This is a genomic window from Bacillus luti (assembly GCF_009739945.1).
GTDB lineage: Bacteria > Bacillota > Bacilli > Bacillales > Bacillaceae_G > Bacillus_A > Bacillus_A luti.
Map to the genome: position 1 here is coordinate 728699 of NZ_CP040336.1, position 26045 is coordinate 754743.

At 35.9% G+C, this 26045-nt stretch carries 31 protein-coding genes and 4 pseudogenes; 25 read left to right on the plus strand and 10 right to left on the minus strand.

Annotation, left to right across the window (positions count from 1 at the left end):
• Position 1: 1 nt before the first annotated feature.
• Both EUC40_RS03800 and EUC40_RS03805 read left to right on the plus strand, forming a co-directional pair.
• Entirely contained in the window at positions 2-433 is a 432-nt protein-coding gene (locus tag EUC40_RS03800) for a VOC family protein (protein ID WP_071710352.1), read from the plus strand.
• Between the two features lie 88 nt (positions 434-521).
• Positions 522-2075: pseudogene (locus EUC40_RS03805) on the plus strand (amidohydrolase); the annotation flags it as partial.
• A 294-nt stretch (positions 2076-2369) separates the two neighbouring features.
• Here the strand turns inward: EUC40_RS03805 and EUC40_RS03810 are convergent.
• Positions 2370-3172 (minus strand): annotated as a pseudogene (locus EUC40_RS03810) (NAD kinase).
• Between the two features lie 204 nt (positions 3173-3376).
• Between EUC40_RS03810 and EUC40_RS03815 the strand changes: the two are divergent.
• The 5 genes from EUC40_RS03815 to ackA all read left to right on the plus strand — a co-directional run bounded on the left by EUC40_RS03815 (position 3377) and on the right by ackA (position 7735).
• Positions 3377-4015, plus strand: coding sequence for a DUF2953 domain-containing protein (locus EUC40_RS03815; protein ID WP_156573751.1), 639 nt, complete (start codon positions 3377-3379; stop codon positions 4013-4015).
• Between the two features lie 12 nt (positions 4016-4027).
• Positions 4028-4420, plus strand: coding sequence for a GerW family sporulation protein (ytfJ, locus tag EUC40_RS03820; RefSeq protein ID WP_000350001.1), 393 nt, complete (start codon positions 4028-4030; stop codon positions 4418-4420).
• Positions 4421-4554: 134 nt separating this feature from the next.
• A complete protein-coding gene (gene tpx / locus EUC40_RS03825; RefSeq protein ID WP_000024527.1) occupies positions 4555-5055 on the plus strand; it encodes a thiol peroxidase in 501 nt (166 codons plus the stop codon).
• 200 nt (positions 5056-5255) lie between these two features.
• Positions 5256-6242: a class I SAM-dependent methyltransferase gene (locus tag EUC40_RS03830; RefSeq protein WP_156573753.1), complete on the plus strand. Its 987-nt coding sequence runs from the start codon at positions 5256-5258 to the stop codon at positions 6240-6242.
• 299 nt (positions 6243-6541) lie between these two features.
• Positions 6542-7735, plus strand: coding sequence for an acetate kinase (gene ackA, locus EUC40_RS03835; RefSeq protein WP_071710356.1), 1194 nt, complete (start codon positions 6542-6544; stop codon positions 7733-7735).
• Between the two features lie 28 nt (positions 7736-7763).
• Here the strand turns inward: ackA and EUC40_RS03840 are convergent, their stop codons facing one another.
• Together EUC40_RS03840 and EUC40_RS03845 are read right to left on the minus strand one after the other, a co-directional pair.
• Positions 7764-8198: an NUDIX hydrolase gene (locus tag EUC40_RS03840; protein WP_156573755.1), complete on the minus strand. Its 435-nt coding sequence runs from the start codon at positions 8196-8198 to the stop codon at positions 7764-7766.
• 71 nt (positions 8199-8269) lie between these two features.
• Positions 8270-8904, minus strand: a pseudogene (locus EUC40_RS03845) (DUF1796 family putative cysteine peptidase).
• A gap of 137 nt (positions 8905-9041) precedes the next feature.
• On the opposite strand from EUC40_RS03845, the gene EUC40_RS03850 reads away from it, so the two are divergent.
• Positions 9042-9875 carry an EcsC family protein gene (locus EUC40_RS03850; protein ID WP_071710360.1) on the plus strand — a complete coding sequence of 278 codons (834 nt, stop codon included), beginning with the start codon at positions 9042-9044 and terminating at the stop codon, positions 9873-9875.
• A gap of 34 nt (positions 9876-9909) precedes the next feature.
• Here the strand turns inward: EUC40_RS03850 and EUC40_RS03855 are convergent, their stop codons facing one another.
• A complete protein-coding gene (locus EUC40_RS03855) occupies positions 9910-10572 on the minus strand; it encodes a YitT family protein (protein WP_001244512.1) in 663 nt (220 codons plus the stop codon).
• A gap of 851 nt (positions 10573-11423) precedes the next feature.
• On the opposite strand from EUC40_RS03855, the gene EUC40_RS03860 reads away from it, so the two are divergent.
• Positions 11424-11618, plus strand: coding sequence for a hypothetical protein (locus EUC40_RS03860; RefSeq protein WP_071710361.1), 195 nt, complete (start codon positions 11424-11426; stop codon positions 11616-11618).
• Between the two features lie 28 nt (positions 11619-11646).
• Here the strand turns inward: EUC40_RS03860 and EUC40_RS03865 are convergent, their stop codons facing one another.
• Positions 11647-11964, minus strand: a complete 318-nt coding sequence (locus tag EUC40_RS03865; protein WP_156576911.1) for a radical SAM protein — start codon at positions 11962-11964, stop codon at positions 11647-11649.
• A 166-nt stretch (positions 11965-12130) separates the two neighbouring features.
• Here EUC40_RS03865 and EUC40_RS03870 point away from each other — a divergent pair, with 166 nt between their 5' ends.
• The 3 genes from EUC40_RS03870 to EUC40_RS03880 all read left to right on the plus strand — a co-directional run bounded on the left by EUC40_RS03870 (position 12131) and on the right by EUC40_RS03880 (position 15177).
• The gene (locus EUC40_RS03870; protein ID WP_042512163.1) at positions 12131-13336 is read left to right on the plus strand and encodes an argininosuccinate synthase; all 1206 of its coding nucleotides are present in this window, start codon (positions 12131-12133) and stop codon (positions 13334-13336) included.
• Positions 13333-14721 carry an argininosuccinate lyase gene (gene argH / locus EUC40_RS03875; protein ID WP_156573758.1) on the plus strand — a complete coding sequence of 463 codons (1389 nt, stop codon included), beginning with the start codon at positions 13333-13335 and terminating at the stop codon, positions 14719-14721. The genes EUC40_RS03870 and argH overlap by 4 nt, the downstream gene beginning before the upstream one ends.
• A 102-nt stretch (positions 14722-14823) precedes the next feature.
• Positions 14824-15177: a DUF3139 domain-containing protein gene (locus tag EUC40_RS03880; protein ID WP_156573760.1), complete on the plus strand. Its 354-nt coding sequence runs from the start codon at positions 14824-14826 to the stop codon at positions 15175-15177.
• Between the two features lie 37 nt (positions 15178-15214).
• Here EUC40_RS03880 and EUC40_RS03885 read toward each other — a convergent pair whose 3' ends face one another.
• Positions 15215-15787, minus strand: coding sequence for a DinB family protein (locus EUC40_RS03885; RefSeq protein ID WP_156573762.1), 573 nt, complete (start codon positions 15785-15787; stop codon positions 15215-15217).
• Positions 15788-15883: 96 nt separating this feature from the next.
• Positions 15884-16063, minus strand: a complete 180-nt coding sequence (locus tag EUC40_RS03890; protein WP_000342758.1) for a hypothetical protein — start codon at positions 16061-16063, stop codon at positions 15884-15886.
• A gap of 95 nt (positions 16064-16158) precedes the next feature.
• On the opposite strand from EUC40_RS03890, the gene EUC40_RS03895 reads away from it, so the two are divergent.
• Positions 16159-16854, plus strand: a complete 696-nt coding sequence (locus EUC40_RS03895; protein ID WP_156573764.1) for a hypothetical protein — start codon at positions 16159-16161, stop codon at positions 16852-16854.
• An 80-nt stretch (positions 16855-16934) separates the two neighbouring features.
• A complete protein-coding gene (locus EUC40_RS03900; RefSeq protein ID WP_156573767.1) occupies positions 16935-17441 on the plus strand; it encodes a hypothetical protein in 507 nt (168 codons plus the stop codon).
• Between the two features lie 55 nt (positions 17442-17496).
• Here EUC40_RS03900 and EUC40_RS03905 read toward each other — a convergent pair whose 3' ends face one another.
• On the minus strand, positions 17497-17955 hold the full coding sequence (locus tag EUC40_RS03905; protein WP_001066672.1) for a universal stress protein: 459 nt from the start codon (positions 17953-17955) through the stop codon (positions 17497-17499).
• A 181-nt stretch (positions 17956-18136) separates the two neighbouring features.
• Here EUC40_RS03905 and EUC40_RS03910 point away from each other — a divergent pair, with 181 nt between their 5' ends.
• The 10 genes and pseudogenes from EUC40_RS03910 to EUC40_RS03955 all read left to right on the plus strand — a co-directional run bounded on the left by EUC40_RS03910 (position 18137) and on the right by EUC40_RS03955 (position 23735).
• Positions 18137-18895 carry an SDR family oxidoreductase gene (locus EUC40_RS03910; RefSeq protein ID WP_156573769.1) on the plus strand — a complete coding sequence of 253 codons (759 nt, stop codon included), beginning with the start codon at positions 18137-18139 and terminating at the stop codon, positions 18893-18895.
• A 213-nt stretch (positions 18896-19108) separates the two neighbouring features.
• Positions 19109-20242 (plus strand): alanine dehydrogenase, encoded by a 1134-nt coding sequence (ald, locus tag EUC40_RS03915; RefSeq protein ID WP_071710369.1) that lies wholly within the window; start codon positions 19109-19111, stop codon positions 20240-20242.
• Positions 20243-20384: 142 nt separating this feature from the next.
• Positions 20385-20807, plus strand: a complete 423-nt coding sequence (locus EUC40_RS03920) for a hypothetical protein (RefSeq protein ID WP_071710370.1) — start codon at positions 20385-20387, stop codon at positions 20805-20807.
• Between the two features lie 44 nt (positions 20808-20851).
• The gene (locus EUC40_RS03925; RefSeq protein WP_071710371.1) at positions 20852-21184 is read left to right on the plus strand and encodes a cupin domain-containing protein; all 333 of its coding nucleotides are present in this window, start codon (positions 20852-20854) and stop codon (positions 21182-21184) included.
• Entirely contained in the window at positions 21181-21969 is a 789-nt protein-coding gene (locus EUC40_RS03930) for a GNAT family N-acetyltransferase (RefSeq protein WP_156573771.1), read from the plus strand. Before EUC40_RS03925 ends, EUC40_RS03930 begins: the two co-directional genes overlap by 4 nt.
• A gap of 2 nt (positions 21970-21971) precedes the next feature.
• Positions 21972-22316 carry a DUF6176 family protein gene (locus EUC40_RS03935; protein ID WP_156573773.1) on the plus strand — a complete coding sequence of 115 codons (345 nt, stop codon included), beginning with the start codon at positions 21972-21974 and terminating at the stop codon, positions 22314-22316.
• A gap of 85 nt (positions 22317-22401) precedes the next feature.
• Positions 22402-22593 (plus strand): annotated as a pseudogene (locus EUC40_RS03940) (anti sigma factor C-terminal domain-containing protein); the annotation flags it as partial.
• A gap of 63 nt (positions 22594-22656) precedes the next feature.
• Entirely contained in the window at positions 22657-22863 is a 207-nt protein-coding gene (locus tag EUC40_RS03945) for a hypothetical protein (protein ID WP_001248905.1), read from the plus strand.
• Positions 22864-22995: 132 nt separating this feature from the next.
• Positions 22996-23370, plus strand: a complete 375-nt coding sequence (locus tag EUC40_RS03950; protein WP_071710374.1) for a hypothetical protein — start codon at positions 22996-22998, stop codon at positions 23368-23370.
• A 20-nt stretch (positions 23371-23390) separates the two neighbouring features.
• Positions 23391-23735 (plus strand): DUF3221 domain-containing protein, encoded by a 345-nt coding sequence (locus tag EUC40_RS03955; RefSeq protein WP_156573775.1) that lies wholly within the window; start codon positions 23391-23393, stop codon positions 23733-23735.
• Positions 23736-23764: 29 nt separating this feature from the next.
• Here EUC40_RS03955 and pepQ read toward each other — a convergent pair whose 3' ends face one another.
• Complete coding sequence (gene pepQ / locus EUC40_RS03960; protein ID WP_000994020.1) at positions 23765-24862, minus strand: Xaa-Pro dipeptidase; 1098 nt, start codon at positions 24860-24862, stop codon at positions 23765-23767.
• 148 nt (positions 24863-25010) lie between these two features.
• Between pepQ and EUC40_RS03965 the strand changes: the two genes are divergently transcribed.
• Positions 25011-25694 (plus strand): metal-dependent hydrolase, encoded by a 684-nt coding sequence (locus EUC40_RS03965; RefSeq protein ID WP_071710377.1) that lies wholly within the window; start codon positions 25011-25013, stop codon positions 25692-25694.
• 39 nt (positions 25695-25733) lie between these two features.
• On the opposite strand, the gene EUC40_RS26870 is transcribed toward EUC40_RS03965, so the two are convergent.
• Positions 25734-25895, minus strand: a complete 162-nt coding sequence (locus EUC40_RS26870; protein WP_167520141.1) for a hypothetical protein — start codon at positions 25893-25895, stop codon at positions 25734-25736.
• Positions 25896-26045: the final 150 nt, after the last annotated feature.

Below are 26045 nucleotides of genomic sequence, written 5' to 3' on the forward strand. Positions count from 1 at the left end.
TATGATTTTAGGTATTAATCCTTACTTAGTTTTAGATGGTAGTGGGCAAGAAGCTGTTCAGTTTTACAAAGAGGCGTTAGATGCAAAAGTAGAAATTATGCAAACTTTTGGTGACATGCCTGAAAATCCAGAATACCCGGTTCCAGCTGAAGCGAAAGAGCGCGTTTTACACGCTACTTTAAAAGTTGGTAATACGGATCTTATGATTTCTGATACATTCCCAGGTCAAGGGCATGCAATTGGATCTCAAGTAACAATTGCAATTCAAATTAGTGACGCGGAAAAAGCGAAAGAAGTATTCGATAAGTTACAAGAAGGTGGCGAAGTTATTATGCCACTTCAAGAAACATTCTGGAGCCCAGCATACGGACAAGTAAAAGATAAATTTAATATTGAATGGCAAGTTACAACGTCTACTACTGAGCAAAAGTAATTTTTAGAAAAAGCACCATTTTTAATCGAAATGGTGCTTTTTTTATACGTTCTAATTTCGTAGACTAAAATAAAAAGGGGATGAATATATGGGAGAAATTTGGCATGGCGGCACTATTTACACGATGAGAGAAGAAAGTGAAAAAGTGGATGCGATTTACGTTGAAAACGGTATGATTGTTGATGTCGGGAGTAAAGAAGAGTTAGAAAACCGATACTTTGCGGAGAAATTGCATGACTTAGAAGGAAAAACGATGATTCCAGGTCTCGTTGATAGTCATATGCATCTTATTGGTCATGGGGAGAGGCTACTTCGTCTAGACCTATCCAATTGTACATCTTATAGCGAAGTGCTTACTCTCGTTCAGAAGCGAGTAGAAGAAGCACCAAAAGGGTCTTGGATTATTGGAGAAGGATGGAATGAAAATAACTTTACAGACACAAAAGACGTTCACGCGCGTGATCTAGATATCATTTCGAAAGAACATCCCATTTTATTAAAGCGAGTTTGTCGTCACGTTACATGGGTGAACTCATACATACTGCAAAAAGCGAACATAACAGAAAAGGCAAAAGACCCGAAAGGTGGAAAAATTGGCCGGGATTCATCAAATATGTTAACAGGGCTTTTATATGAACAAGGACAAGAATTAATTAAACATGTTCAGCCTGAAATTGATGAAGCTTATTTACGAAGAGCGCTGCAAACAGCGATTAAAGATTGTTGGCAATATGGACTCGTTGGTGGGCATACGGAAGATTTAAATTATTATGGTGGTTTTAGAAAAACGTATAATGCGTTTTCTTATGTTATAAAAGAAATGCCATTTAAAGCGCACTTACTCGTTCACCATGAAGTAGCAAATGAACGAAAAGAATATGAAGATGAGCACTATATTGAATTTGGTGCCATGAAAATTTTTTCTGATGGCTCTTTTGGCGGAAGAACAGCTTTATTAAGTGAACCGTATGAAGATGAGAAGGAAACGAATGGTGTTGCAATTTTTTCACGTGAAGAGCTTGCGGAGTTAGTGAAAAAAGCACGAGATTTACATATGCCAGTTGCCATTCATACAATTGGTGATTTATCACTTGAATACGTCATTGATGCACTCGAATTATATCCACCAGCAAAAGGATTACGTGACCGCATTATTCATTGTCAGCTTGCTCGTGAAGCATTGATTGAACGAATGAAACACTTGCCAGCTATTATCGATATTCAGCCTGTCTTTGTATCATCGGATTTCCCGTCAGTAATTGAAAAACTAGGAGAGCGTCGTCTCCGTTACGCATACGCTTGGAAGACGCTATTAGAAGCTGGATTGCACTGTAACGGTGGCTCTGATGCACCAATTGAACAAGTAAACCCTTTCTTAGGTATATATAGCGCTGTTACACGTAGAAGTTTTATTGACGGCGTATGTTATATGCCAGAAGAAAGGCTAACAGTATATGAGGCTGTTTCTTTATTTACAACAGGAAGTGCCTATGCAATCGGAAAAGAAGCGAAGCGGGGACAAATTACAAAAGGATATGAGGCAGACTTTACGATAATAGACCGCAATATTTTTGAAATAGAAGCAGAAGAAATAAGAGAAGTGCAAGCAGCGATGACTGTTATTGATGGGAAGATTGTTTATCCCGCTTTAATGGGCAGTAAGACCCCCACCTCAAAATTCAGCGAAAGCAAAGAAGTTAGGTGGGGGTCGGGCTGCCCATAAAAGTCCGATTGGTGAAGGCTAATAATCAGTGGGGGATGAAGAAAACCCCCACTGATTAAAGTTTCACTTTATAGAAAAGAAGTGTGAGAATATATCAGCGATTATTGAAATATATCGACTTACCGACAAAAGATGACGAAAACCGCGAACGATAGAGAGAGAAAGAAAAACCGTCGTATTATGGAATTCCCATAATGCGACGGTTTTTTAATGCTATAAAAACGTTCTCTGTACTTTTTCCCAGAACGAATTATTTTTAATTTAACTGTTTTAATTTGTTTATCGCTTAAGCGCACAACAATTTTTTCAACTTGTTTAATGCTAAGCGCTTCGTTATCCATACCGATAACAGGATAATCGTTACCGTCTGGTCGTAGTTTTAGAGTTAATGTACGTTTGTGATTTAAAATGAACGGTGAACCAAGTGTACGGTATGTGTTGTTATTTAAAGATGCTAGTTCACTTACTTGGAAACACGGGATAAGTGGATCAACAACTGCGCCGTGTAATGATTTATTGTAAGCAGTACTGCCTGTTGGTGTGGAGATAACTAACCCATCACCTCTAAATGTTTCGAAATATAAATCGTCGACGTGTACATCTACAACAAATGTTTTAATGATACTAGAGCGTAATGAGAGCTCATTTAAACAATGGAAAGATGTACCGTGATCTACATCTACTTGAATTGTTGGATACTTTCGCACTTCAATTTCGTTCTTTGTAATTTCTTGAAGGGCTGTATCAACGTGATCGATGTGGAAATCGCAGTAGAATGAAATTTCATCATTCGTAGAAATCCCTGCGTATAAGCAATCTTCTCTAAAACCGGTTTTACGAACGGCTTGTAAGAAAGTTCCATCATCTCCAACGCTGACGATAGCGTTTGCATTTTTTGGATGATCTAATATGGTAAATCCATTCTCCTCTAAAATACTATAGATTGGTTTCATTTTTTCAACGAGCGTTATTTTGTCATCACCATAAAAGAAAAATAAATTGCGACGATTTGCCATTATGTATCCCTCCACTGCAGTTAGATTTTCTAGTTTTAGTGCTTCATACCATTAGAATGTATTCTCGATGATATGTTCAAATAATATATTTCGATATAAATTGTCAAAATACCTTTTTATTTTTAGAAAAATTTTTATATTCAATTTTATCAAAGGTTGTTTAATGATGAATAAACTTGTCGATAATGGGTACGGAGTGAAAGGATGATACGTATGGAGTGGCTCGCAATTGGAATGATAATTCTTCTCCTATTTATTTTGCTTATACTATTGTCGAAAATATCACTTAAAGTGACATTTTTATATTCAGAAATGGAAAAGCAATGTTTGTTTCAAGTGAAGATATGGATGATTCGATACACATTTGATGTATTGGAAAGAATTGAAAAGCAACAGAAGAAGACCGGACAAAAAATAAAAAAAGCTGAAAAGGACGGCGGACTAGATAATAAAATTATGGCCCAACTTGATAGCATTGGAGAACTGATAAAAAGGCTTCAAGAAGTTCATACTATTGTTAAAGATTTTCTCAAACGAGTGAAAATCAATGGTTGGAAATGGCACACGCAAATTGGAGCAGGCGACGCAGCTAGTACTGGAATTGTCACAGGATATGCATGGGGGACAAAAGGAATGGCTGCTGGAGTTGTAGGACAATATATGCATATTGTCGATGTACCAGAATTTGAAATTACTCCTGTTTTTCAAGGGAAGGGATTTGCGTCAAGATGTGAGTTAACAGCATCTTTTCGTATATTCCGTACTGTAAAAACAGCGGTGAAATTGCTCATGTTTATGAGAAAACAAAAATCTGGTATGGCAGAGAAACCTGTTCAAGCATAGGGGGGATATAGAATGGACCATCCAATTCAAGGTTTAATGACAACCGCAATGCAGCATTTAAAACAAATGACTGATGTAAATACAATTGTTGGTGACCCAATTAAAGCGGCAGATGGAAGTGTAATTCTTACCGTTTCGAAAGTTAGTTTCGGATTTGCCGCTGGTGGAAGTGAGTTTGGTAAAGAACAAGCAGGCCGTCATCCATTTGGCGGGGGAAGCGGTGGAGGAGTTTCTATTAATCCTGTTGCTTTTCTTGTTATAAATGGAGAAGGTGTAAAAGTGTTGCATTTAGATAAGCAAACACACGTCATCGATAAAATAATTGAATTAGCGCCACAAGCTGTTGATAAAGTGAAGGAAATGATGGATAAACGCAAAGAAGACGATCCTGAATTTCAAATTTAACGAATAGAGAAGCTAATCAATAGGTTAGCTTCTTTTATTTTTTTGTAAATAAAGCGATTTTATTTGCATTATCGATAGGGACAAACTATCATTTACAGTGTACATATTTTGTTTAAATAAGGGAGGATTTTCAAGTGGCAAACGTAACTTTTAAAGGTAATCCAATGACTTTAGTTGGAACAGAAGTTAAAGTTGGCGATCAAGCGCCAAACTTCCAAGTATTAGCAAACGACTTATCTCCAGTAAGTTTAGAAACATACAAAGGCGAAGTAAAATTAATTAGTGTTGTACCTTCAATCGACACAGGTGTGTGTGATGCACAAACACGTCGTTTTAACCAAGATGCAGCAGGTATTGAAAACGCGAAAGTATTAACAATTAGCGCTGATTTACCATTCGCTCAAAAACGCTGGTGTGCAGCAAACGGTTTAGAAAATGTTGTTACACTTTCTGACCACCGTGACCTTTCATTCGGTGAAGCTTACGGCTTAGTAATGAAAGAACTTCGTTTACTTGCTCGTGCAGTATTCGTAGTAGATAGCAATGACAAAGTAGTTTACGTAGAATACGTAGGCGAAGGTACAAGCCATCCAAACTATGAAGCAGCATTAGAAGCAGCAAAATCTGCGAAGTAATGTGAAGAAAATGACCTCTTAATAAAGAGGTCGTTTTTTCTCATATATTGCTGCATAATGGTACCAATATATGAGAAAAAACGTTATATCATATATAACTTAAAGGGGAGCTCTTTGTAGGAGGTCGCTTTTTCTTTTTTGAAAAAAACACTTTGTGGTATGATATAAGTTATGTGTAAAAGAGAGAAGGAGGAATGTACGTGAGTCAGACAGTAGAAACATTATTTTCTATTTTTGATTCTTCTGCGGTAGTTTTACGTAAAGAATTAGATGTAACATATTTAGAGGCGCTTGTAGAAACAGGTAATAACTTGTTTGAAGGAGCGATTTTACAAGAGGAATTATCAGAATCAGCAATTGAAAGGCTGAATCGTGAATATAGTACGTTTAATGAAGAAACATATAAAGGTGAAGAAATTCGTAAAGCATTTCAATTAGCCATCTTAAAAGGAATGAAAGAAGGCGTACAAGCGAATCACGAAATGACGCCTGATGCAGTTGGTATGTTCATGAGCTACTTATTCCATAAATTTATGCAAGGTCAAAATGAAATTACTGTGTTAGATCCTGCAATTGGGACAGGTAACTTAATGACGACAGTGTTTAATAGCGCCAAAGAAGGGCTAACAATGAGTGGATTTGGTGTAGAAGTGGATGAAGTGCTAATTAAACTTGCTTTAGTAAATGCGAATTTACAAAAGCATGCAATCGAATTCTTCCATCAAGATGGACTAGCACCACTTTATATCGATCCGGTTGATGCAGTCGTTTCAGACTTACCGATTGGTTATTACCCAAATGAAATCGGTGCAAGTGAATATAAGTTAAAAGCAGATGAAGGAATGTCATATGCCCATCACCTATTTATTGAACAAAGTGTGAAACATACGAAAGAAGGTGGGTACTTATTCTTCCTAGTACCGAACTTCATTTTTGAAAGTGATCAAGCACCGAAATTACATGCATTTATTAAAGAAACATGCTTTATTCAAGGGTTATTACAGCTACCTGTTTCCATGTTTAAAAACGAGAAAAATGCAAAAAGTATATTTGTTCTCCAAAAGAAAGGCCAGGGTGTAACAATGCCAAAACAGGCGTTATTAGTGGAGTTACCTAAATTCTCCAACATGAAGGCAATGGAGAACATTATGGATCAATTAAATACTTGGTTTGCAACCCATAAATAAAGTTAGGTATATGTAACAGGATTAGTAATTCATGTAGTACAGTTTTATATAATATGTCATATTTTTAAATATATTCAAGATTTAACTGAATTTTTTTGAAATCTGTAATATATATTTTTTCTTGGTGTTACAATTTTTTCACTTGAAATATATGTCGGACGATGTTTAAATTAAAATCGTGAGTATAAAATTTGCTAATGATGAAACGTTTTCATATTTAGTAAATTTGATCAGATAAAATCGAGCGGTTTGTGGAAACATCCACACAACTACCAAGAGAAAAAGGGGCGAAAGACTAGATGTCAAAAATCATCGCGATTAACGCAGGAAGCTCTTCCTTAAAGTTCCAATTATTTGAAATGCCAAGTGAAACAGTATTAACAAAAGGTTTAGTAGAACGTATCGGTTTAGAAGATAGTATCTTCACTATTACTGTAGATGGCGAAAAACAAAAAGAAATTACAAACATCCCAGATCACGCAGTAGCAGTTAATATGCTTCTAAAAAAATTAACTGAAAACGGAATCGTTAAGTCTCTAGATGAGATTGGCGGTATCGGTCACCGTGTTGTTCACGGCGGCGAAAAATTTGCTGACTCTGTTTTAATTACTGATGAAGTATTAGCTGATATCGAAGATTTAAGCGATTTAGCACCACTTCATAACCCAGCAAACATTGTTGGTATTAAAGCATTCCAAGAAGTATTACCAAACGTACCAGCAGTAGCAGTATTTGATACAGCATTCCACCAAACAATGCCGGAATCTGCATTCCTATACAGCTTACCATATGAGTACTATGAGAAATTTGGCATCCGTAAATACGGTTTCCACGGAACTTCTCACAAATATGTAACTGAGCGTGCGGCTGAATTATTAGGTCGTCCACTTGAAAGCTTAAGCTTACTTTCTTGTCACTTAGGTAACGGTGCAAGTATCGCAGCAGTAGAAGGCGGTAAATCTATCGATACTTCTATGGGCTTCACTCCACTTGCTGGTGTAACAATGGGTACACGTTCTGGTAACCTTGACCCTGCGTTAATTCCATACATCATGGAAAAAACAGGCCAAACAGTAGAAGAAGTAGTTAACGTATTAAACAAGAAGAGTGGTATGTTAGGTCTTACTGGTTACTCTAGTGACCTACGTGACATCATTGCGAAAGAAGAAGAAGGCGACCACCGTGCGAAAGTAGCACTTGATGTATTCGTAAGCCGTATCCACAAATACATCGGTTCTTACACTGCTCGTATGAAAGGTGTAGACGCAATCATCTTCACAGCTGGTGTAGGTGAAAACAGTGCAATTATTCGTGAGCGCGTATTAGAAGGCCTTGAGTACATGGGCGTATACTTCGACGTAAAACGTAATAACGTATTTGGTGAAGAAGCATTCATCAGCTTCCCACACTCTCCAGTAAAAATTATCGTAATTCCAACTGACGAAGAAGTTATGATTGCTCGTGACGTACTACGTCTTGGAGATATTGGTTAATATATTATATGAAAAGAAAGACGAGATCCTATAGGATCTCGTCTTTTTTCTTTTGGATATAGTTTAAAATTCCATCTGGATATAGTACTTTTTCCTTCTGAATAAAAGCTGTAATGGGAATCCATTTTGCATACGATACGGTTTGCGCATCTTGTATATTCACTTTTTCCATTTCATATAGTGATGTGTCTAATAAGCGTACAGAATATAGCTGAATGATTTCATGACCAATTTCCTCATCTAGCTGAAAGATGTTTTCTAAGCAGCCTAAATAATTGGTGATTTCCACTTCTGTATGAAGCTCTTCTTGAAATTCACGAATAACGGTATGTGCTGATTTTTCACCAAGTTCAATTGAGCCGCCAAGAGGTCGGTAATACGTTTCATCGCCTGTATGATATTCTTGTACGAGAAGGCGACCGTGATGTGTGGCAAGACCGAATGCTTTTGCACGTGGATACATATAGAATCACTCCTTATTTATTTTGTATAAGGATGATTATAATGTATTGCATGATAAAAAGTGTGGTGTATTTAAGCGTGCGGTCTAATTGAGATCCCATCAAATAAGTCATTCCAAAATCCTTCATTGTACTGGTATACATCCATAATAGGGCATTTTATAACGCAAACATTTTGTAATCCCCAATCTTCTTGGATGACAGTTGTTACATCCGTAGGAATCAGTAACAAGACGGAGAATTTATGTTTGACTATTTGAGATAAAATTTGTTCCAGAGATCGTGCTTCTTCGTATGTTCCTCCAGTCCGAATAAACAATATGGACTTTTCCATTTCAATTGTAGTTAGAAAACGATTAATTCGATGCTCATAATTTAGCTTGATTTCTGAATAAGAAGGCCAAGAAGTTGGTGTATTTACATCTGTTTTAAAGTCATGACAGGAGTCGATTTCATAGAGGTTGTCCCTTAGTCTTAATTTCGCATCATCATCCCAAAATGAGATGAAGGATAAATTTTCGAAGTGTAAAAAACGGTCAAATCGATTTTGTAATAATAAATTCACTTTTTCCAATGAGGGGCTTAGCATAAAATCAATAACGCCAAAAATGGTGATAATCCGAATTGATATAACGCCCAAGCAGGCCAACAGTTTTGTCCTAAACTGAATACGGTATTATATTCTTTTTTTATATTGGATAGATTCATGTGATTTATTTCATCCTTTTTGCTAATATTTTATGCCACTAAAAAATGGTATGTGAATAAAGATAGACAAGCATATTTGTAAAGAATAAGCGGAAATATGTTACAATAGAAAAAAATCGAACGAGGTGGTTGTTACGATGCGATCGAAGCGAGAACAAGCCATTTTAGACAATATAAAAGAATGGGAATTGCAATTAGTTGAGCAAGAAGCGACGGATTTTCAAAAAATGTTTGATAAATGGGTACATAATACAATTGCGAAATTACCTGAGAAAAAACGAAAAGATTTCTTTACGAAAGCAGATGGATGGCTCTTTCATTTGCATGCATTGATTCAAAGTTCACAATCACAGTTAGATGCGCGTAATCGTATTTTAGGAACATCGAGATTATTTGATGAATCGATTGAGCAACTAGAAGATTTGAAAGCATTATCTATTGATCAATTAACATACATAGCAGAGCAGCAAACAGCACGCCATCGTCTATATTCATTCGTACAAGGCGGAGCCACCGGTGCTGGAGGTTTATTATTATTAACAGCTGATTTTCCAGTTATGATTGCGTTAAATGTGAAGGCTGTCCAACTGATTGCAACATCATTTGGGCATGATGTGAACAAGCCTTATGAAATGATGCTTGCGTTAAAGGTGTTTCACGCGTCATTACTACCAGGAAGGCTTCAACAATACGCATGGTACAATTTATTGCAAGAACTGGGGCAAGAAGATTCGTTCTTTTATGAAGGAGACGAGGCGGTGTTACAACCAGCTTCTACTGAAGTTGTGTTAAAACAAATTTTGAAGACATTTTCGATTTATGCGCTTCGTCGTAAGTTATTCCAAGGTATTCCGGTAATCGGCATGGCGATTGGATCTACAGTGAATTATCGTTTAACGAGAAATGTTACTGAATTTGCGAATCGATTTTATCAAGTGCGTCACATAGTTGAAAAAGAAAAAAGTATGTAAAAAAAAGCGAGAGGCGCCGAAGCCTTTCGCTTTTTTAATTTGTTGCATGTTTCTTTGTCATTGGAATAGATACGGGTTGCTTTTCTGCTGTTTTTTCTGTTTTTGGATAATAAATTAAATCCAATGTTTTTGCCTGTACGGCAATAGAAAGAATAGTAAAAGCAATTTCCGTCCAATTTAAATAATATAATGAAAGCGCAAGAACAATCGCGTCAAAGACGAAGAAAATTTGCCCAATTGTAAAACGAGTTCGTTTACTTAATACAATTGTTAAAATATCGTCTCCACCGGTTGCACCGCCAAATCGCAATATAAAACCGAGTCCAATACCAGCTAACGCACCGCCAACTATCGCAGCTACAAATAAATTATTTGATAAATCTACCGTGAATGGAGAGTAATTTTCCATAAGAGAATAAAACACTCCGAATGAAATCGAACCTAGGAATGAATAACCAACCATTTTTCTACCTAAAAATGAAGCACACAGTAAAATAATAGGGATATCCATAATTACAGTTGAAATAGATGGTGAAATATCATAAAAATTTTGGATGAATAGTGCAATACCTACAAAGCCACCTTCAGTTAAGTGGTTTTGGAAGTGAATGTGATATAGCGCTGCTGCTAAAATAAATGAACCGATTAAAACCATAAAAATTTCTTTAATAATTTGTCGACTTTGGATGTTCCTCATCGTTATTCCTTCTTTCCGTAGTTAGTAGTCCTTTTGTGTTGTAAACTAACTACGAGCTCACATGTAGCTTCAGTTAGTTTACGAAAAAACTAACTACGCTATATGTCGCTGAAGAAATAACGAATAATCCTCTCGTCCATCAAGTTTCCCTACCTTCGTTTTAGTTTAAGTCTTAAAGCGACTAAACAAAACGTGGAGTAGGATTCTTCATTTAGCAATCCTGCTCTTCTTTGTTTTGTTTAGCTAGTAACAATTAAGTCCTAAACAAAACGCTACGTGTAAGAAGAGTCTTTTTTTTGCCAAATTATCCTTCGGGCAATCATAATTTCCCCACTCTCGTATTTTTTTCGCTAGACTAAAGTATCTGAGCTGAAAAATACGCTACGTGTATGATTCGTCAATACGATGCCACATGCTCCTTCGAGCGATCATGATATCAAAATCCCTTCCTTCAAGATTTATACTATTATATCATACTTTTAAAAAATGTATGCGGATGGAAACCGACAATAAACGGAGGGAATCTACAAAAATTGTTATGTTTAAATATTTTTGTAGAAAAGCCTAAGCTATTTTGCAGAATCGGACAGTTTCTTTAGTTTGTCCAATAAGTAAGAAAGAGATGGCGTTTATTCAGTTGTATCTTTTTGGTCACCTTTATCTTTAAAAAACGCATCCCAGCTAATCACACTTAAAAACGTTAAAGCGATAATAACGAAAGCACGCATAAGTATGGACCTCCTTTTGTACATAGTATGTGAATCCTTCGTTTTGGAATGTGTAATTTTTTTACAAGTCGTAACTGTTATGAGGTTATATTAATATAGATAGATAAAAGGGATAAAGAAGATATGCTAACAGACATGTTCAAAAGAAAAGAATTAATATGCGTTTCATGTAAGAAAAAGATTCAATATGAAGAAGAGCTCGTTGCTTTTGTAAAGTTGCCGAAAGAAAGAAGTATATTAGTCGGTCCGTTTGATGTGTGTTTGGCGAAAACAGCACAAGAAATATATTGTAAATCTTGTTACGACAAAAAAGCATGACCCAAAGTAATTGAGGGGCATGCTTTTTTCATTGGTGTGCCTTCCCCTCAGATACATTTTGAGTGAGTCGATACCAAAGCCAAAGGTCATTAATGATAGAAGCGAGATCGGCAATTTCTGAATTCAGTTTGCAAGAGATTTCGAAGTCTTCTTCGTTATTTAAATGATGTTGTTTTGCATTAATGTAATGTTCAAGTTCTTTTATACGATCGGGTATTTTTCCGCGAATTTGCTCCCATTTTAATAAAATAGTGTGCTGTGTTTTTTCAGAGATGTCATCCCATTCTTCTTGTATATTCGGCACTGCGATTCCTAGATGCTCATTGTATATAAAATATTTTTCCATAGATACACCTCCATTTATCTGCCTCTATTTTACATAAAAAAAGAAAGAAGTTCGACGAAATTGTTTGAAAAAATTTGAAAATGACCCTTGATACATTTTGTAAAAGGTGTTAAAGTGTGAATTATTATAAAAGAAAATGAATATTTATTCTTTAGGGGGATGCAAAATGGAGAAGAAAAAAGTGGTATTAGCATATTCCGGAGGTCTTGATACTTCCGTTGCAATTAAATGGTTACAAGAGAAAAATTATGATATTATCGCGCTTTGTTTAGACTTAGGGGAAGGTAAAGACTTAGCATTTGTAAAAGAAAAGGCACTTTCAGTAGGTGCAATTAAATCATATATGATTGATGTTCAAGAAGAATTTGCTAATGAATATGCATTGATGGCGATGCAAGCACACACATTATACGAAGGGAAATATCCTCTTGTCTCTGCATTATCTCGTCCGCTTATTGCGAAGAAATTAGTAGAAATCGCAGAACAAGAAGGCGCAACTGCAGTTGCACACGGATGTACAGGGAAAGGAAATGACCAAGTTCGTTTTGAAGTTTCTATCCAAGCATTAAATCCTTACTTAGAAGTGATTGCGCCTGTACGTGAATGGAAATGGTCACGTGAAGAAGAAATTGCATATGCAAAAGAAAATGATGTACCAATCCCAATTAATTTAGATAGCCCGTTTTCAATCGATCAAAACTTATGGGGACGCAGCAACGAATGTGGTATTTTAGAAGATCCATGGGCAGCGCCGCCAGAAGATGCATATGAGATGACATTGGCATTAGAAGATACACCGAATAAACCAGAGTTTGTAGAAATCGGATTTGAAGCAGGTGTACCGACTACTTTAAATGGCACTGCATATCCACTTTCAGAACTTATTAAAACGTTAAACGCACTTGCTGGAAAACACGGCGTTGGACGTATCGATCACGTAGAAAATCGTCTTGTTGGTATTAAATCTCGTGAAGTATATGAATGTCCAGCGGCAATGACGTTAATTACAGCGCATAAAGAACTTGAAGATTTAACACTTGTGAAAGAGGTTGCTCATTTCAAACCGATGATTGAGCAGAAAATAACAGAACTTATTTATAACGGTTTATGGTTCTCTCCTTTAAAACAAGCGCTCAATGCTTTCTTACAAGAAACACAAAAAAATGTAACGGGTACAGTGCGTGTGAAATTATTTAAAGGTCATGCAATTGTAGAAGGACGTAAATCTGAGTACTCTTTATACGATGAAAAACTAGCAACATATACTGCTCAAGATGAATTTAATCATGATGCAGCAGTTGGATTCATTTCATTATTCGGTTTACCTACGAAAGTATACAGCCAAGTGAATCAAAAGAAGGTGGAAGCGTGAGCAAACTTTGGGGCGGACGTTTTACAGAAGAAGCGGAAGCGTGGGTTGAAGAGTTCGGAGCATCTATCTCCTTCGATCAACAATTAGTAAATCAAGATATAAAGGGAAGTATTGCGCACGTAACGATGCTAGCGAAGCAAGGCATCGTTACGAAAGAAGAAGCAGAGAAAATAAAGGTGGGGCTTCACTACTTATTAGAGGAAGCAAAAGAGAATAAGCTTCAATTCTCAGTAGAAGCAGAAGATATTCACTTAAACATTGAAAAAATGTTAATTGAAAAAATTGGCGAAGTAGGGGGGAAACTTCATACAGGCCGAAGCCGTAACGATCAAGTGGCGACAGATATGCATTTGTATTTAAAAGAAAAGGTAGAAGACATCATAAAAGCTACAAAACAATTGCAAACTGTTCTTGTTCATCAAGCAGAAAATAATATTGAAACCATTATGCCTGGCTATACGCATTTGCAGCGTGCACAGCCGATTTCGTTTGCTCATCATATCCTTGCTTACTTTTGGATGTTAGAGCGTGATGTGAATCGTTATGAAGATTCATTAAAGCGTATTAATATTTCACCATTAGGAGCAGGAGCGTTAGCTGGGACAACATTCCCAATTGACCGCGAATATAGTGCGGAGCTTCTTGGGTTTAATGGAATCTATGAAAATAGTTTAGATGCAGTAAGCGATCGTGATTTCATACTGGAGTTTTTAAGTAACTCATCTATACTTATGATGCACTTATCACGCTTTTGCGAAGAACTTATTTTATGGAGTAGCCAAGAGTTTCAATTTATTGAAATGAGCGATCAATACGCAACGGGAAGCAGTATTATGCCGCAAAAGAAAAATCCGGATATGGCGGAACTAATCCGTGGTAAAACAGGCAGAGTGTACGGTAATTTATTTAGTTTACTTACAGTAATGAAAGGGTTACCGCTCGCTTACAATAAAGACTTGCAAGAAGACAAAGAGGGAATGTTTGATACAGTAAAAACAGTAGAAGGATGTCTTCATATTATGGCAGGCATGCTTGAAACGATGACTGTAAACAAAGAAAAAATGGGGCAAGCTGTGACGCAAGATTTCTCTAACGCAACAGAAATTGCTGACTACTTAGCAAATAAAGGACTGCCATTCCGTCAAGCTCATGAAATTGTTGGGAAGTTAGTTCTACATTGCACGCAAAAAGGAATTTATTTAGTAGATGTACCACTTGAAACGTATAAAGAAATGAGTTCTTTATTTGAAGAAGATTTGTATGAAGTGCTGTCACCATATGCGGCTGTAAAACGCCGTAATAGTGCTGGCGGGACAGGGTTTGAGCAAATCCAAAAAGCTTTGGATAAAGTGAAAGGTTTAACAAAAGAAGTTATTAGGAATTGAGTTGGAAAGTACGCTAGTCTGTTAAAGTCTAGCGTACTTTCTTTTTATTGGTATTAAAGTTATGATATAGTCAAAGATTACAATTAAAGGTCAGAGGAATCTATGAAAAAAATAATATTTATAGTCGTACTATTAATCAGCTTACTTGCAAATGCTAAAGTATTTCTCTTGGACAAATATTTGTCTGTTGGTGAAAAAGAGAAGCAAGAGGAAGCGATTATCGCAACGATGTGGCATTTGCAAGAGAAAGGATATAAAGAAAGTGATATTTCATACATACAACCGGCCTTTTATAGTAAAAGCGGTTCTTACGGTATGAATATCCAGTTTAAAGATGAACCAAATGAATCGTATACATATAGAGTTTCGAAAGATGCTAAAACCAATAAACTAACTGTACACCAGGATAGTAATGAGCCAGGCGGTATGGGCGGGAAACATCAAGATCTTAAATAGGTATGGAAGACTGCTGATAGGTAATATGGGCAGTTTTTTATATTTTTTTTAGAAGGGGACGCCCGAGATTGTTATAGTTGTTCTTCATAATGATAAAATGATGTTTCTCATGTATCGCTAAAAGCTGGATCGATTGAATAAGGTTAGGATAGTGCGCAATTGGATCTAAAAATACGATATGCCCTGCAATATTTTCTTCTATATTTTGAACTAGTTTTTTTATTTCATCAGTTTCATGTGCAAGTAATGCTTCTAATTCAGTTACATTCAGAGATTGATAGACCTTTTTTGAAGGAACTAAAATCCAAGGGGCTTTCATTCCTCTACCATGTTTCTTTTTGTATTCGGCATAAATATCGTGTATTTCAGTTTCAAATGGGGCATTTTTTCTTAGCTTTGCATAAGGGATAAGAGTGAGAGAGAATTTAATTGCTACTTTGAGCATTCTTGCAATTAAATATAAGTGATAAAAGTGTTCACCAGTAGACCATTTTTTGTCCTCTTTCCTATACCATAGTTGTCCTTGTGATAATGAATGAAGATGAGGAAGGAACTCGTTCCTTTGTGCATGTAATGTATGAAAATGTTTTGAGATATTTTCAGATTTCATATTTTGACACCCTCCACATTTTTTCCTAATTATAACATTTTCGTGTGGATGTAAGTAAGCCTAGAGAAATTTGCTCTAGGCTTCAAGTTGTACTGATTAATCATACTTATGTCGATCTTCCGTAATTCGAATATACTCAATATCCATCAAATCTCGTAGTAATGCACCGTTACTCAGTTCAATTCCATGCTTTTCTTTAAAATGTGTACGGATTGTATCTAACATTTCGATTTCTTTCCCATTCACATCTAAAATAATACGTTCAGAATCATCCATGTTGCATCCTCCTTTTTTAAACATATATATTTTGTCCGTCTATTTCTAAAAAATGTATGTTAATGTAATGTTAGGAAATAAGAAAGGAATGGAACATGAGACGTATTTATCTTATAGGGTTAATTTTGTATACGCTAATTGTATTACACGTTGCATTCCCAAATATCTTTTCATTTGAGAATGTAGAAACAGTACAAGTTGCAATATTTATCTTTACTCTATTTGTAATAGATTGCTGTATTTCGATATGGCTTTCGAAAAGAAAACATGTACAAAATAAAAAAGAAATGGAACGAAAAAAGAGAAAACGTTCATTTTGGATGATGACGTACTGTTTATCTTTAGTGCTTACTGCTGCTTTTTTTAGTGAACATATTCCATTAGAAAGAGTCAATATTGGATTTGGGGCATTCGTATTTGTATACTATTTTTTCGTGCACTTTCTTCCTTATATGAAAGAAAAGCGAGGAGAAGAGGAAGATCCGCTTGTAGAAGAAGCGAGAGAACAAGAGCATAAGAGAATAGAAGAAGATATACAGAAACTCGGAGAACAAAAATGGTATTTGAAATCAAAAATCATATATGTTCTTTGTTTTATTACGCCGCCAATCGGTTATTTGTATGTATTCTGCTTTCGTAAAAAAATGACAGAAGATGCAAGGCAATCTTATTTAACGATTGCGACGATTATGATGGCGTTATGGTCTTTGAAGTTCTTACCGCCTTATGTGTTGGCAGTAGCTATTGTTATGGTAGTTTGTCTTGTATTTATAGTGAAGTATGTGAAATAAGTTGTAGTTGTATAGGCTACAGCTATATAATCATAATCGATATAATTATATATAATAATATTTCGGAAAGGGGATGCAGTATGGGGTTAATTAAATTAGTAACGAGAGCGGCGGCTAAAGTTACAGCTGAAGTAGTTGGCGGTGCGATAGAAGCAGTAGGAGAAGTTACGAACAGTAATTTCATAAAGGATGTTGGAAAAGGTATTGTACATGTTTCAGAAAAGGGAGTTGAAACGGTGCAAGCGATACGAGAGGGAGATACTGATAAGGCGATAGAAGCAGGAAAAGAATTAGCAAAGGTTGCGGCTGTAGGTGTTTTCTCAGTAGGGGTTATAGATATAATTGATGGTGCAGATGGAATTACAGATGGGATAGGCAGTGATAATGTAGCACAAGCATCGGCTTTAGAAACAGCTGATGTGGAATATACGACGGAGGAAAATCCGAATACTCATCATGTAACAGCACATGAAAGAGTTTTACCTGACGGGAGAACAATATGGGTAGATGGTGATGGCGATACGAGTGTAGATACACAAGGTGGCTGGGAACAACATAATCCGGATTACAGAATTCCTAAAGTATAAATGAAAATAGGGTAAATAAGAGAAGCCTCTTATTTACCCTGTTTATTTTTATGAATTAAAGATCACCTTGCTCCTCATCACCACGAACAACAAGGACATCGCATTTCGCATAGCGAATAATATGTTCAGAGACGCTACCAATTAGGAAACGCTCAACAGCATTTAAACCAGTCGCACCACACATAATTAAATCTACTTTATGGTTTGGAGCAATTTCTTTTGAAATTTTAGATTTAGGATTACCAAATTCTAATACAGTTTCAATTTTTTCAAGGCCAGCTTCAAGCGCAGTTTTTTTGTAGTCTTCTAATAAGTCTTCTGCAAATAGATTTGCACGTTCAGCAATTGCGCGGCTATAAGCTTCTACTGCTGAGTATGCTTTTACATCAACGATATGTGCAATTGTTAATGTTGCATTGTTTCGTTTTGCGACTTGAATTGCTTTTTTAAAGGCTTTTTCTGCTTCTTTAGAACCATCCACCGCGATTAAAATATTTGTATATGTATTATTCATAGTAAATTCCTCCCAATCATTTTTATTACTGTTTACAACTTTATTATAAAACAAATTTTGGTAATGTGCTTGCCCGAAACGTTACAGAATTTCGAAAACTCTGTTTTAATTCATTTTAGTTGTAATTGGTGCGAGAACTTGTTACATATGAAGTATAGCAATTTAAAAGGAGGGCATGTTTGTGAGACACGCGCTCATTACAGCCGGTACGAAAGGTTTAGGAAAGCAAGTAACAGAAAAGTTATTGGCTAAAGGCTATTCAGTAACAGTAACGTATCATAGCGATATCACGGCTATGGAAACGATGAGAGAAACATATAAAAATATAGAAGAGCGTCTACAATTCGTGCAAGCGGATGTCACGAAAAAGGAAGATTTACATAAAATAGTAGAAGAAGCGATAAGCCGTTTTGGCAAAATTGACTTTTTAATTAATAATGCTGGTCCATATGTATTTGAACGAAAAAAGTTAGTCGATTATGAAGAAGACGAATGGAATGAAATGATTCAGGGTAATTTAACAGCGGTATTTCATTTATTAAAACTTGTCGTTCCGGTTATGAGAAAACAGAACTTTGGCCGTATTATTAATTACGGATTCCAAGGGGCAGATAGCGCACCGGGATGGATTTATCGTTCAGCTTTTGCGGCAGCGAAAGTAGGACTTGTTTCATTAACGAAAACAGTTGCTTACGAAGAAGCGGAATATGGTATTACTGCAAATATGGTATGTCCTGGTGATATTATTGGTGAAATGAAAGAAGCGACAATTCAAGAAGCACGTCAGTTGAAAGAACATAACACACCAATTGGTAGATCTGGAACAGGCGAAGATATCGCAAGAACGATTTCGTTTTTATGTGAGGACGATTCCGATATGATTACCGGTACAATTATTGAAGTAACGGGTGCAGTAGATGTTATTCATAGACATCGATAGAGAAAAATAAAGTGAAGTTTCGAATAATTGGACAGTTTATCCATTGTGCTGAGAGGTGCGGATAATACTGTCCTTTAATGTAAGATTAAATCTATCGGAAAACTTGTATTATTTTTTGTCAAATATTGAGATATTATGTTAAAATATAAGAGCGTAGAAAGCGCTTTAAAAAATGATTCAGGGGTCATTTCATAACTCAAGGGGGAACTAATAATGCGTATCGGTATTCCAACAGAAATTAAAAACAATGAAAACCGCGTGGCAATGACGCCAGCGGGAGCTGTACATTTAGTGCAAAATGGTCATGAAGTTTTTGTTCAAAAAGGAGCAGGTTTAGGATCTGGTTTTACGGATGAAGAATACGTACAAGCTGGTGCGAAACTTGTTGAAACTGCTGAAGAAGCATGGAATCAAGATATGGTTATGAAGGTAAAAGAGCCAGTAGCAAGTGAATATGGCTATTTCCGCGAAGGTTTAATTTTATTCACGTACTTACACTTAGCTCCAGAACCAGAATTAACGAAAGCATTAATCGATAACAAAGTTGTATCAATCGCATACGAAACAGTACAATTAGACAATCGTTCATTACCATTACTTGCACCTATGAGTGAAGTAGCTGGTCGTATGTCTGCACAAATCGGTGCACAATTCCTTGAGAAAAACAAAGGTGGTAAAGGTATCTTACTTGCAGGCGTTCCAGGGGTGAAACGCGGCAAAGTAACAATTATCGGCGGTGGTCAAGCTGGTACAAACGCAGCGAAGATTGCAGTAGGTTTAGGTGCAGATGTAACAATCATCGACTTAAGTGCAGAACGTCTTCGTCAATTAGATGACATTTTTGGTAACCAAGTAAAAACGTTAATGTCTAATCCATACAACATTGCAGAAGCTGTAAAAGAATCTGACCTTGTTATTGGTGCAGTATTAATTCCAGGTGCAAAAGCGCCAAAACTTGTAACAGAAGAAATGATTCAATCAATGGAACCAGGTTCTGTCGTTGTAGATATCGCGATTGACCAAGGTGGTATTTTCGAAACAACTGACCGTATTACAACTCATGACAACCCAACTTACGAAAAATATGGCGTTGTTCATTATGCAGTTGCTAATATGCCAGGTGCGGTTCCACGTACATCAACTCTTGCATTAACAAACGTAACAGTACCATATGCAGTACAAATTGCGAACAAAGGCTACAAAGATGCTTGCTTAGGAAACACTGCATTATTAAAAGGTATTAACACATTAGATGGATATGTAACATTTGAAGCAGTTGCAGAAGCGCACGGTTTACAATACGCTGATGCGAAAGAGCTTCTTGAGAAAGCTCCTGCTTTATCATAATAGAGATATATGCGAGACCTTCCTTTTTATGAGGAAGGTCTTTTTTTACGGGTAATAACATGTAAAAATTGGTATTTATTGATGTTAATCGACCTTTACTATGATAATTTAGAATTATATAAAATTTGGAAGGGGGATCAGATTGGGAAGAAAAAGTAAGCGGAGGAAGCAAAAAAAACAAAGAGGAGTAAGGAGTAAACGGGAGTTAGTAGTTACGAAAAAGAGACCTAGGTCTAAAATCGAAAGTGGTTTAATAGATGTGGCGAATGTTATGTATTTTATTGTCATGTGTATTATTTTTATTAACTTAATTAAGTTACCAGTTTCAAATTTATCTTTACATGTATTTGTACTTATTATTTTTTTAATGGTAGCGATTTTAGTACATGTTTTAGTGTTTGGAACATTACTATCAACTAATAAGAATGGTGGAGAAAAAAGGCGGAAAAAGAAAAGAAATTCGTCTTATTATTCAAGCTCATCAAGTGGATTTGGTGATTACAGTAGCAACGATTGTAGCAGCTCAAGTGATGGTGGAGGAGATTGCGGAGGTGGTGGAGACTAAGTTCGTTTTTCAGAAGAACGACTAATGAAAGGATGGGATGAAAGATGGAAACTGTGAATTTAATAGAATTAACAAAGGACATTCAAGATCAACATAAAAATTTCGTCGTTTCAAATGTAAATAGTCATTGCTTACGAATCGCTGTATTTACTGGTGAATATGATTGGCACTATCATTCTAATTCGGATGAATTATTTATTGTGTTAGAGGGGGAATTACTTATTGATTTTGAAGATGGAGAAACAGCGGTATTAAAGCCAAATGATTCTATTTTAATTCCAGCATGTACAATTCATAGAACGAGAGCATTAAAGCGAACGGTAAATCTTTGTTTTGAAAATATAGAGGCTGATACGATTAAAGTGGAGCGATTATGAAAAAATTATCTGTAGCCGAGTATAGAAAAATTCTTCCGATTTTAGAAAGCCTTACAAGAACGACGACGTTTGCTTATGCGGTATGTGACCAAATGATAGATGGTGAGATTTTTGCCAACGAGAAGTTAACGGCAGGATTAATTATTACAGCTAACGGTATCTATTATTTATTTGGTGATACGGATGATCAAAATTATAACGAAGATTTATTTGCGTATTTAAAAATGGCTATTGAAAAAACAGAGAAGAGATTTACACTCTTCACTTCAAGTGCCGAGTGGGAAATGATGTTAGAAGAGCGTTTTAGTAATGCACTTCGGAACATCCCGCGAATGAAATTTCAAAGCGTAACCTTTGAAGAGAGAAAACGAGATTGTAACAAAAATACACATGAAGTGAAGCGTATTGATAGAAAAGGTATAGCACAAAGTAATGAATTTACAGAAGAATATTATAAAGAATATTGGGGATCAACTGAAGCATTTTTGAATGATGGTTTTGGATTTTGTATAGAGAAAAATGGGACGATTGTAGCGGAATGTGTTTCGATATTTAGTGGAAATGGATTTGCTGAAATTGATATTGCGACACATAAAGAGCATCAAGGGAAAGGGTTAGCTCAAGCTGTTGCGACACGGTTCATTGAGTATTGCATGCAAAATGATATTATACCGTGCTGGGATTGTTATGTAGCTAATATTCCTTCGCAAAAATTAGCTAGTAAATTAAGTTTTTACAATCCAATAGAATATAGATTGTTTGCACGTAAGAAAACGGGGGAATAAAAATGAATGTGGAGTTAACAAGATTTAAAGTGAAGCAAGGTAAAAGTCATCGTGTAGACGAATGGATGCAGCTTCTTAATGACAACATGAAAGAAGTGCTTTTGACACTAAACGACGAAAAGATGTACGTTGAGACAATTTTCCGGGAAATAAGAGATGGAGAAGAATACTTATATTGGTATTCTATACAAGGAGAAAACGGGGCTCTTGTCGAAAATTCTCATCATGAAATTGATAAAAAGCACTTAGCGTTTTGGTATGAATGTATTGATGAAGAAGCACCCTCTGTTGATATGAAAACAGAAGTTGTTATGATTCAAGATGTTGTGAAGGAAGCGATGAAATAATAGATTGGTATTTTTGAGAGAAGCACATTAAAATAGATGTGCTTTTTATTTTGAAAAAAATTTTAGGAAAAGCTGTATTTAGATATCTTTAAGTGAAAATAAAGGGGGATATCAAGAGTATTTTAGGACAAACTATGATGAAATAAAAAACACTGAACCAAAAGATTTACGAATATACGGTGTAGTCGTAACAGGTAAAACAGAGGATTTACAAAGTTTACAAGGAGCACCATATATTAAGGCGGCTGTTAAAGGTGTAACCGTTGAGAAATATTAATTACGGTAGATTAATGTGAATAATCAGAAAACTTATGTTATAATATGGGAAAAGGAGGTTTATATGAGGCAAATACATGGAGCAATTTATATTTACATAACAATGTTTTTCGTGGCGATATCCTATGGATTAGGGCACGTGTATTCGCATCCTATACTAACTTTTTTAAGCGGAGCATGTATGGCGTTTGCGCTTCTTGTCCACCTTTTTTCAGTTTGGATCGTGAAATTTCAATTAAATATTAGTGAAATAGAAGAAGGCACTTTTTAAAGAAAGGGCCTTCTTTTTTATAATGTTGGGTGGGCTCTTGTAGTAATCTTTCAATTTTGTATGTAGCTTCTTTACATATAGACATTGAGAAGAATGAGACAAGAAATAAGTACTTTGGAATGGAGGGGCATTATGAAGAAAGTATTATTTTTGTTCATTAGTATTTTCTTTTTAGGAAGTTGTTCAATTTCATATGTTACTTTTTCTAGCGAGAGTAAAAGTTGGAAGGGGCAATATAAAGGGCATATTAAGGATGACAGTGAAGATGGCATGTTTACGTTTCAATATAAAGGCGGAGATGGAAATACAGAATTGAAAAATTTAGAGATTGCTATTAATGGAGCCTTTAGTACAATGACACAAACGTCAGAAAATCATAAAGGAGCAAAGGTTGAAATGAAGTCTTCTTGTGTAAGTTGTGCGCCTTTATCTAAAGATGAACCGATAGAGATTGTGATTAAATGGGATGATAAGTATGAAGAGAAGATGGTGTTAAAGCAGAAATAGTGTAGGATAAGGAGTTAGGAATGAATAGGCATACGAAGATTTCTATGTATATATTTTTCAGTGTATTTCTACTCGTATTATCAGCGTGTACTACAAAACAAGTAGCGGTAAAAGCAATACCTAAAGAAGGATATATTGTATTAAGAAATGACACGGTGTTTTTTGTCGGTGATAAAACGTTTGAAACAAAAGTAGAATTGCAAAATTATGTGGAACAACAAATGAATAAAGAGTATCCATCAGATATAGTGTTGAGCTTTAAGGATAAAGACGCATATAGTCAATTAAAAACAGGTGATAAAATAAAAGTATCGTCTTCTAAAATACTTGAAAGTTATCCAGCGAAAATGATAGTAGAGAAATAAAAAAGGCAGCACTCACGCTGCCTTTTTTATTATTTCACAAATTGTAATTCTTTCGGGAATTTCGTTAAAATTTCTGATCCATCTTTTGTGATATAAATATCATCTTCAATACGAACGCCACCTACGTTTGGTACGTAAATACCTGGCTCGATTGTGAAGACCATACCTTCTTTTAGTGGAGATTCGTTACCAGCTTTTACATCTGGATATTCGTGGACGCTAATTCCAAGTCCGTGACCAAGGCGGTGTGGGAAGAAGTCGCCGTAACCTGCATCTGCGATAACAGAACGAGCCGCGTTATCGATTGCGCCAAGTGTAACACCTGGTTTACATGCTTCAACTGCTTGTAATTGTCCAGCAAGTACAGTGTTGTAAATACGAGTTTGTTCTTCAGAAATCTCGCCGAATGCTACTGTACGTGTAATGTCAGAGCAATAACCGTCAATGATTACACCTAAATCAAATAGTACGAAATCACCGCGTTTCATTTTGTTTGCACCTGGAATACCGTGCGGAAGAGCAGAATTTGCACCTGCTAATACCATCGTATCAAATGACATTTTATGTATGCCTTTTGTTTTTAATTCGTGTTCAATAATTGCTAATACTTCTAGCTCGCTACGATTTTCTTTAATTGCATTTACACCAACTTCAACAGCATAGTCTGCCATTTTAGCTGCTTCGCGTAAAATAGAAAGTTCTTTTTCGTCTTTAATTAAACGAAGTTCGCGAACTTTTTCTTCCGCTGATCTGAACGCTGCATTTGGGAATAATTTTGTTAATTCTTCGTAACGTTCTACGTTTAAATGTTCTTTTTCAATTGCAACTGCGTTTGCATTGATGCCACGGTCTTTAATTGCTTTTGCAATCATATCCCATGGTTTGTCAGTATCAGTAAATCCGATAATTTCATGTGCCCAGCCAGCGTTACGTGCTTGGCCTTCTTCCATTTTAGGGCAAATTAAAATAGGCTCTTTTTCTTGGAATACAAACATACCAAGAAGTCTTTCGTGTGGTTCACAGTGGAAGTTTGTCATGTAGAAGACGTTTGGTGTAGAAGTTAAGAACGCAGCTTCTACGTTTTTTTCTTTTAGCCATTGCATTAAATTTTCTAATCTAGCATTCATCGATTGGCACCTCCGAGATTTCAATTACATGTATAACTTTACATCGGATGAAAGCGTTATGACAAGTAAATAGATGTTAGAAAAGACAGGGAATTGAGAAATCATGTAGAATACAAAGTGAGAATGTGAATAGGGGAGGAATGTAATCATGAAAGTATCTTATCACGGACATTCAGTTGTAAAGATTGAAACGAATGGAAAAGTAATTTTAATTGATCCATTTTTAACGGGAAATCCGACAACAGATTTAAAGGCTGAAGATGTAAAAGTAGATGCGATTCTTTTATCGCATGGACATGGTGATCATGTTGGAGATACAGTAGAGCTTGCGAAGAAAAATAATGCAGTAGTTATAGCGCCATTTGAACTAGCGACATTTTTAAGTTGGCAAGGTGTGAATACACATCCAATGCATATTGGTGGTTCACATGAATTTGACTTCGGCAAAGTGAAGTTTACACAAGCATTCCATGGTTCTAGTTATATTGATGAAGAAAATAAGACGATTACATATACAGGTATGCCAGCGGGTATTTTATTTACAGCAGAAGAGAAAACGGTATATCATGCGGGAGATACTGCACTGTTCTCTGATATGAAGTTAATTGGAGAACTGAATAATATTGATGTAGCATTTTTACCAATTGGTGATAATTTCACAATGGGACCAGAAGATGCTGTTTTAGCAGCAAAATGGGTTCAAGCGAAAACTGTTGTACCGATGCATTACAATACGTTCCCAGTAATTGAACAAGATCCATATCAATTTGTAGAAAAGCTACAAAATTGTACAGGGAAAGTATTAGAAGCTGGAGAAAGTATTACACTATAGAAAAGAAACCCTTCATTTGAAAAGACGAGTGAAGGGTTTTTACGTGTGTAGGACAACTTTTAACTGTTGTAGTTGTTTTGATGATTCTTTTCTTTTTGGAAGTGGCTGTTCAGGTGTTTCATTCAATTCCATTGCAACCTTTTTCCCGTCTACGAAAGCTAAAAATACAGCACCTACAATTTCTAATAATTTTTTCATCATTTATCCGCTCCTTTGTTTCATTTCTTGTCTTCATTGTATATTGAAGCGGTGGGACAAACTATCGAACGAGATGACAATACCATTACATTGTTGTAATAGAAGAAGTGGTGTAATGTAAGGCGTATTTTGTTATAAAAAAATAGTACAGAT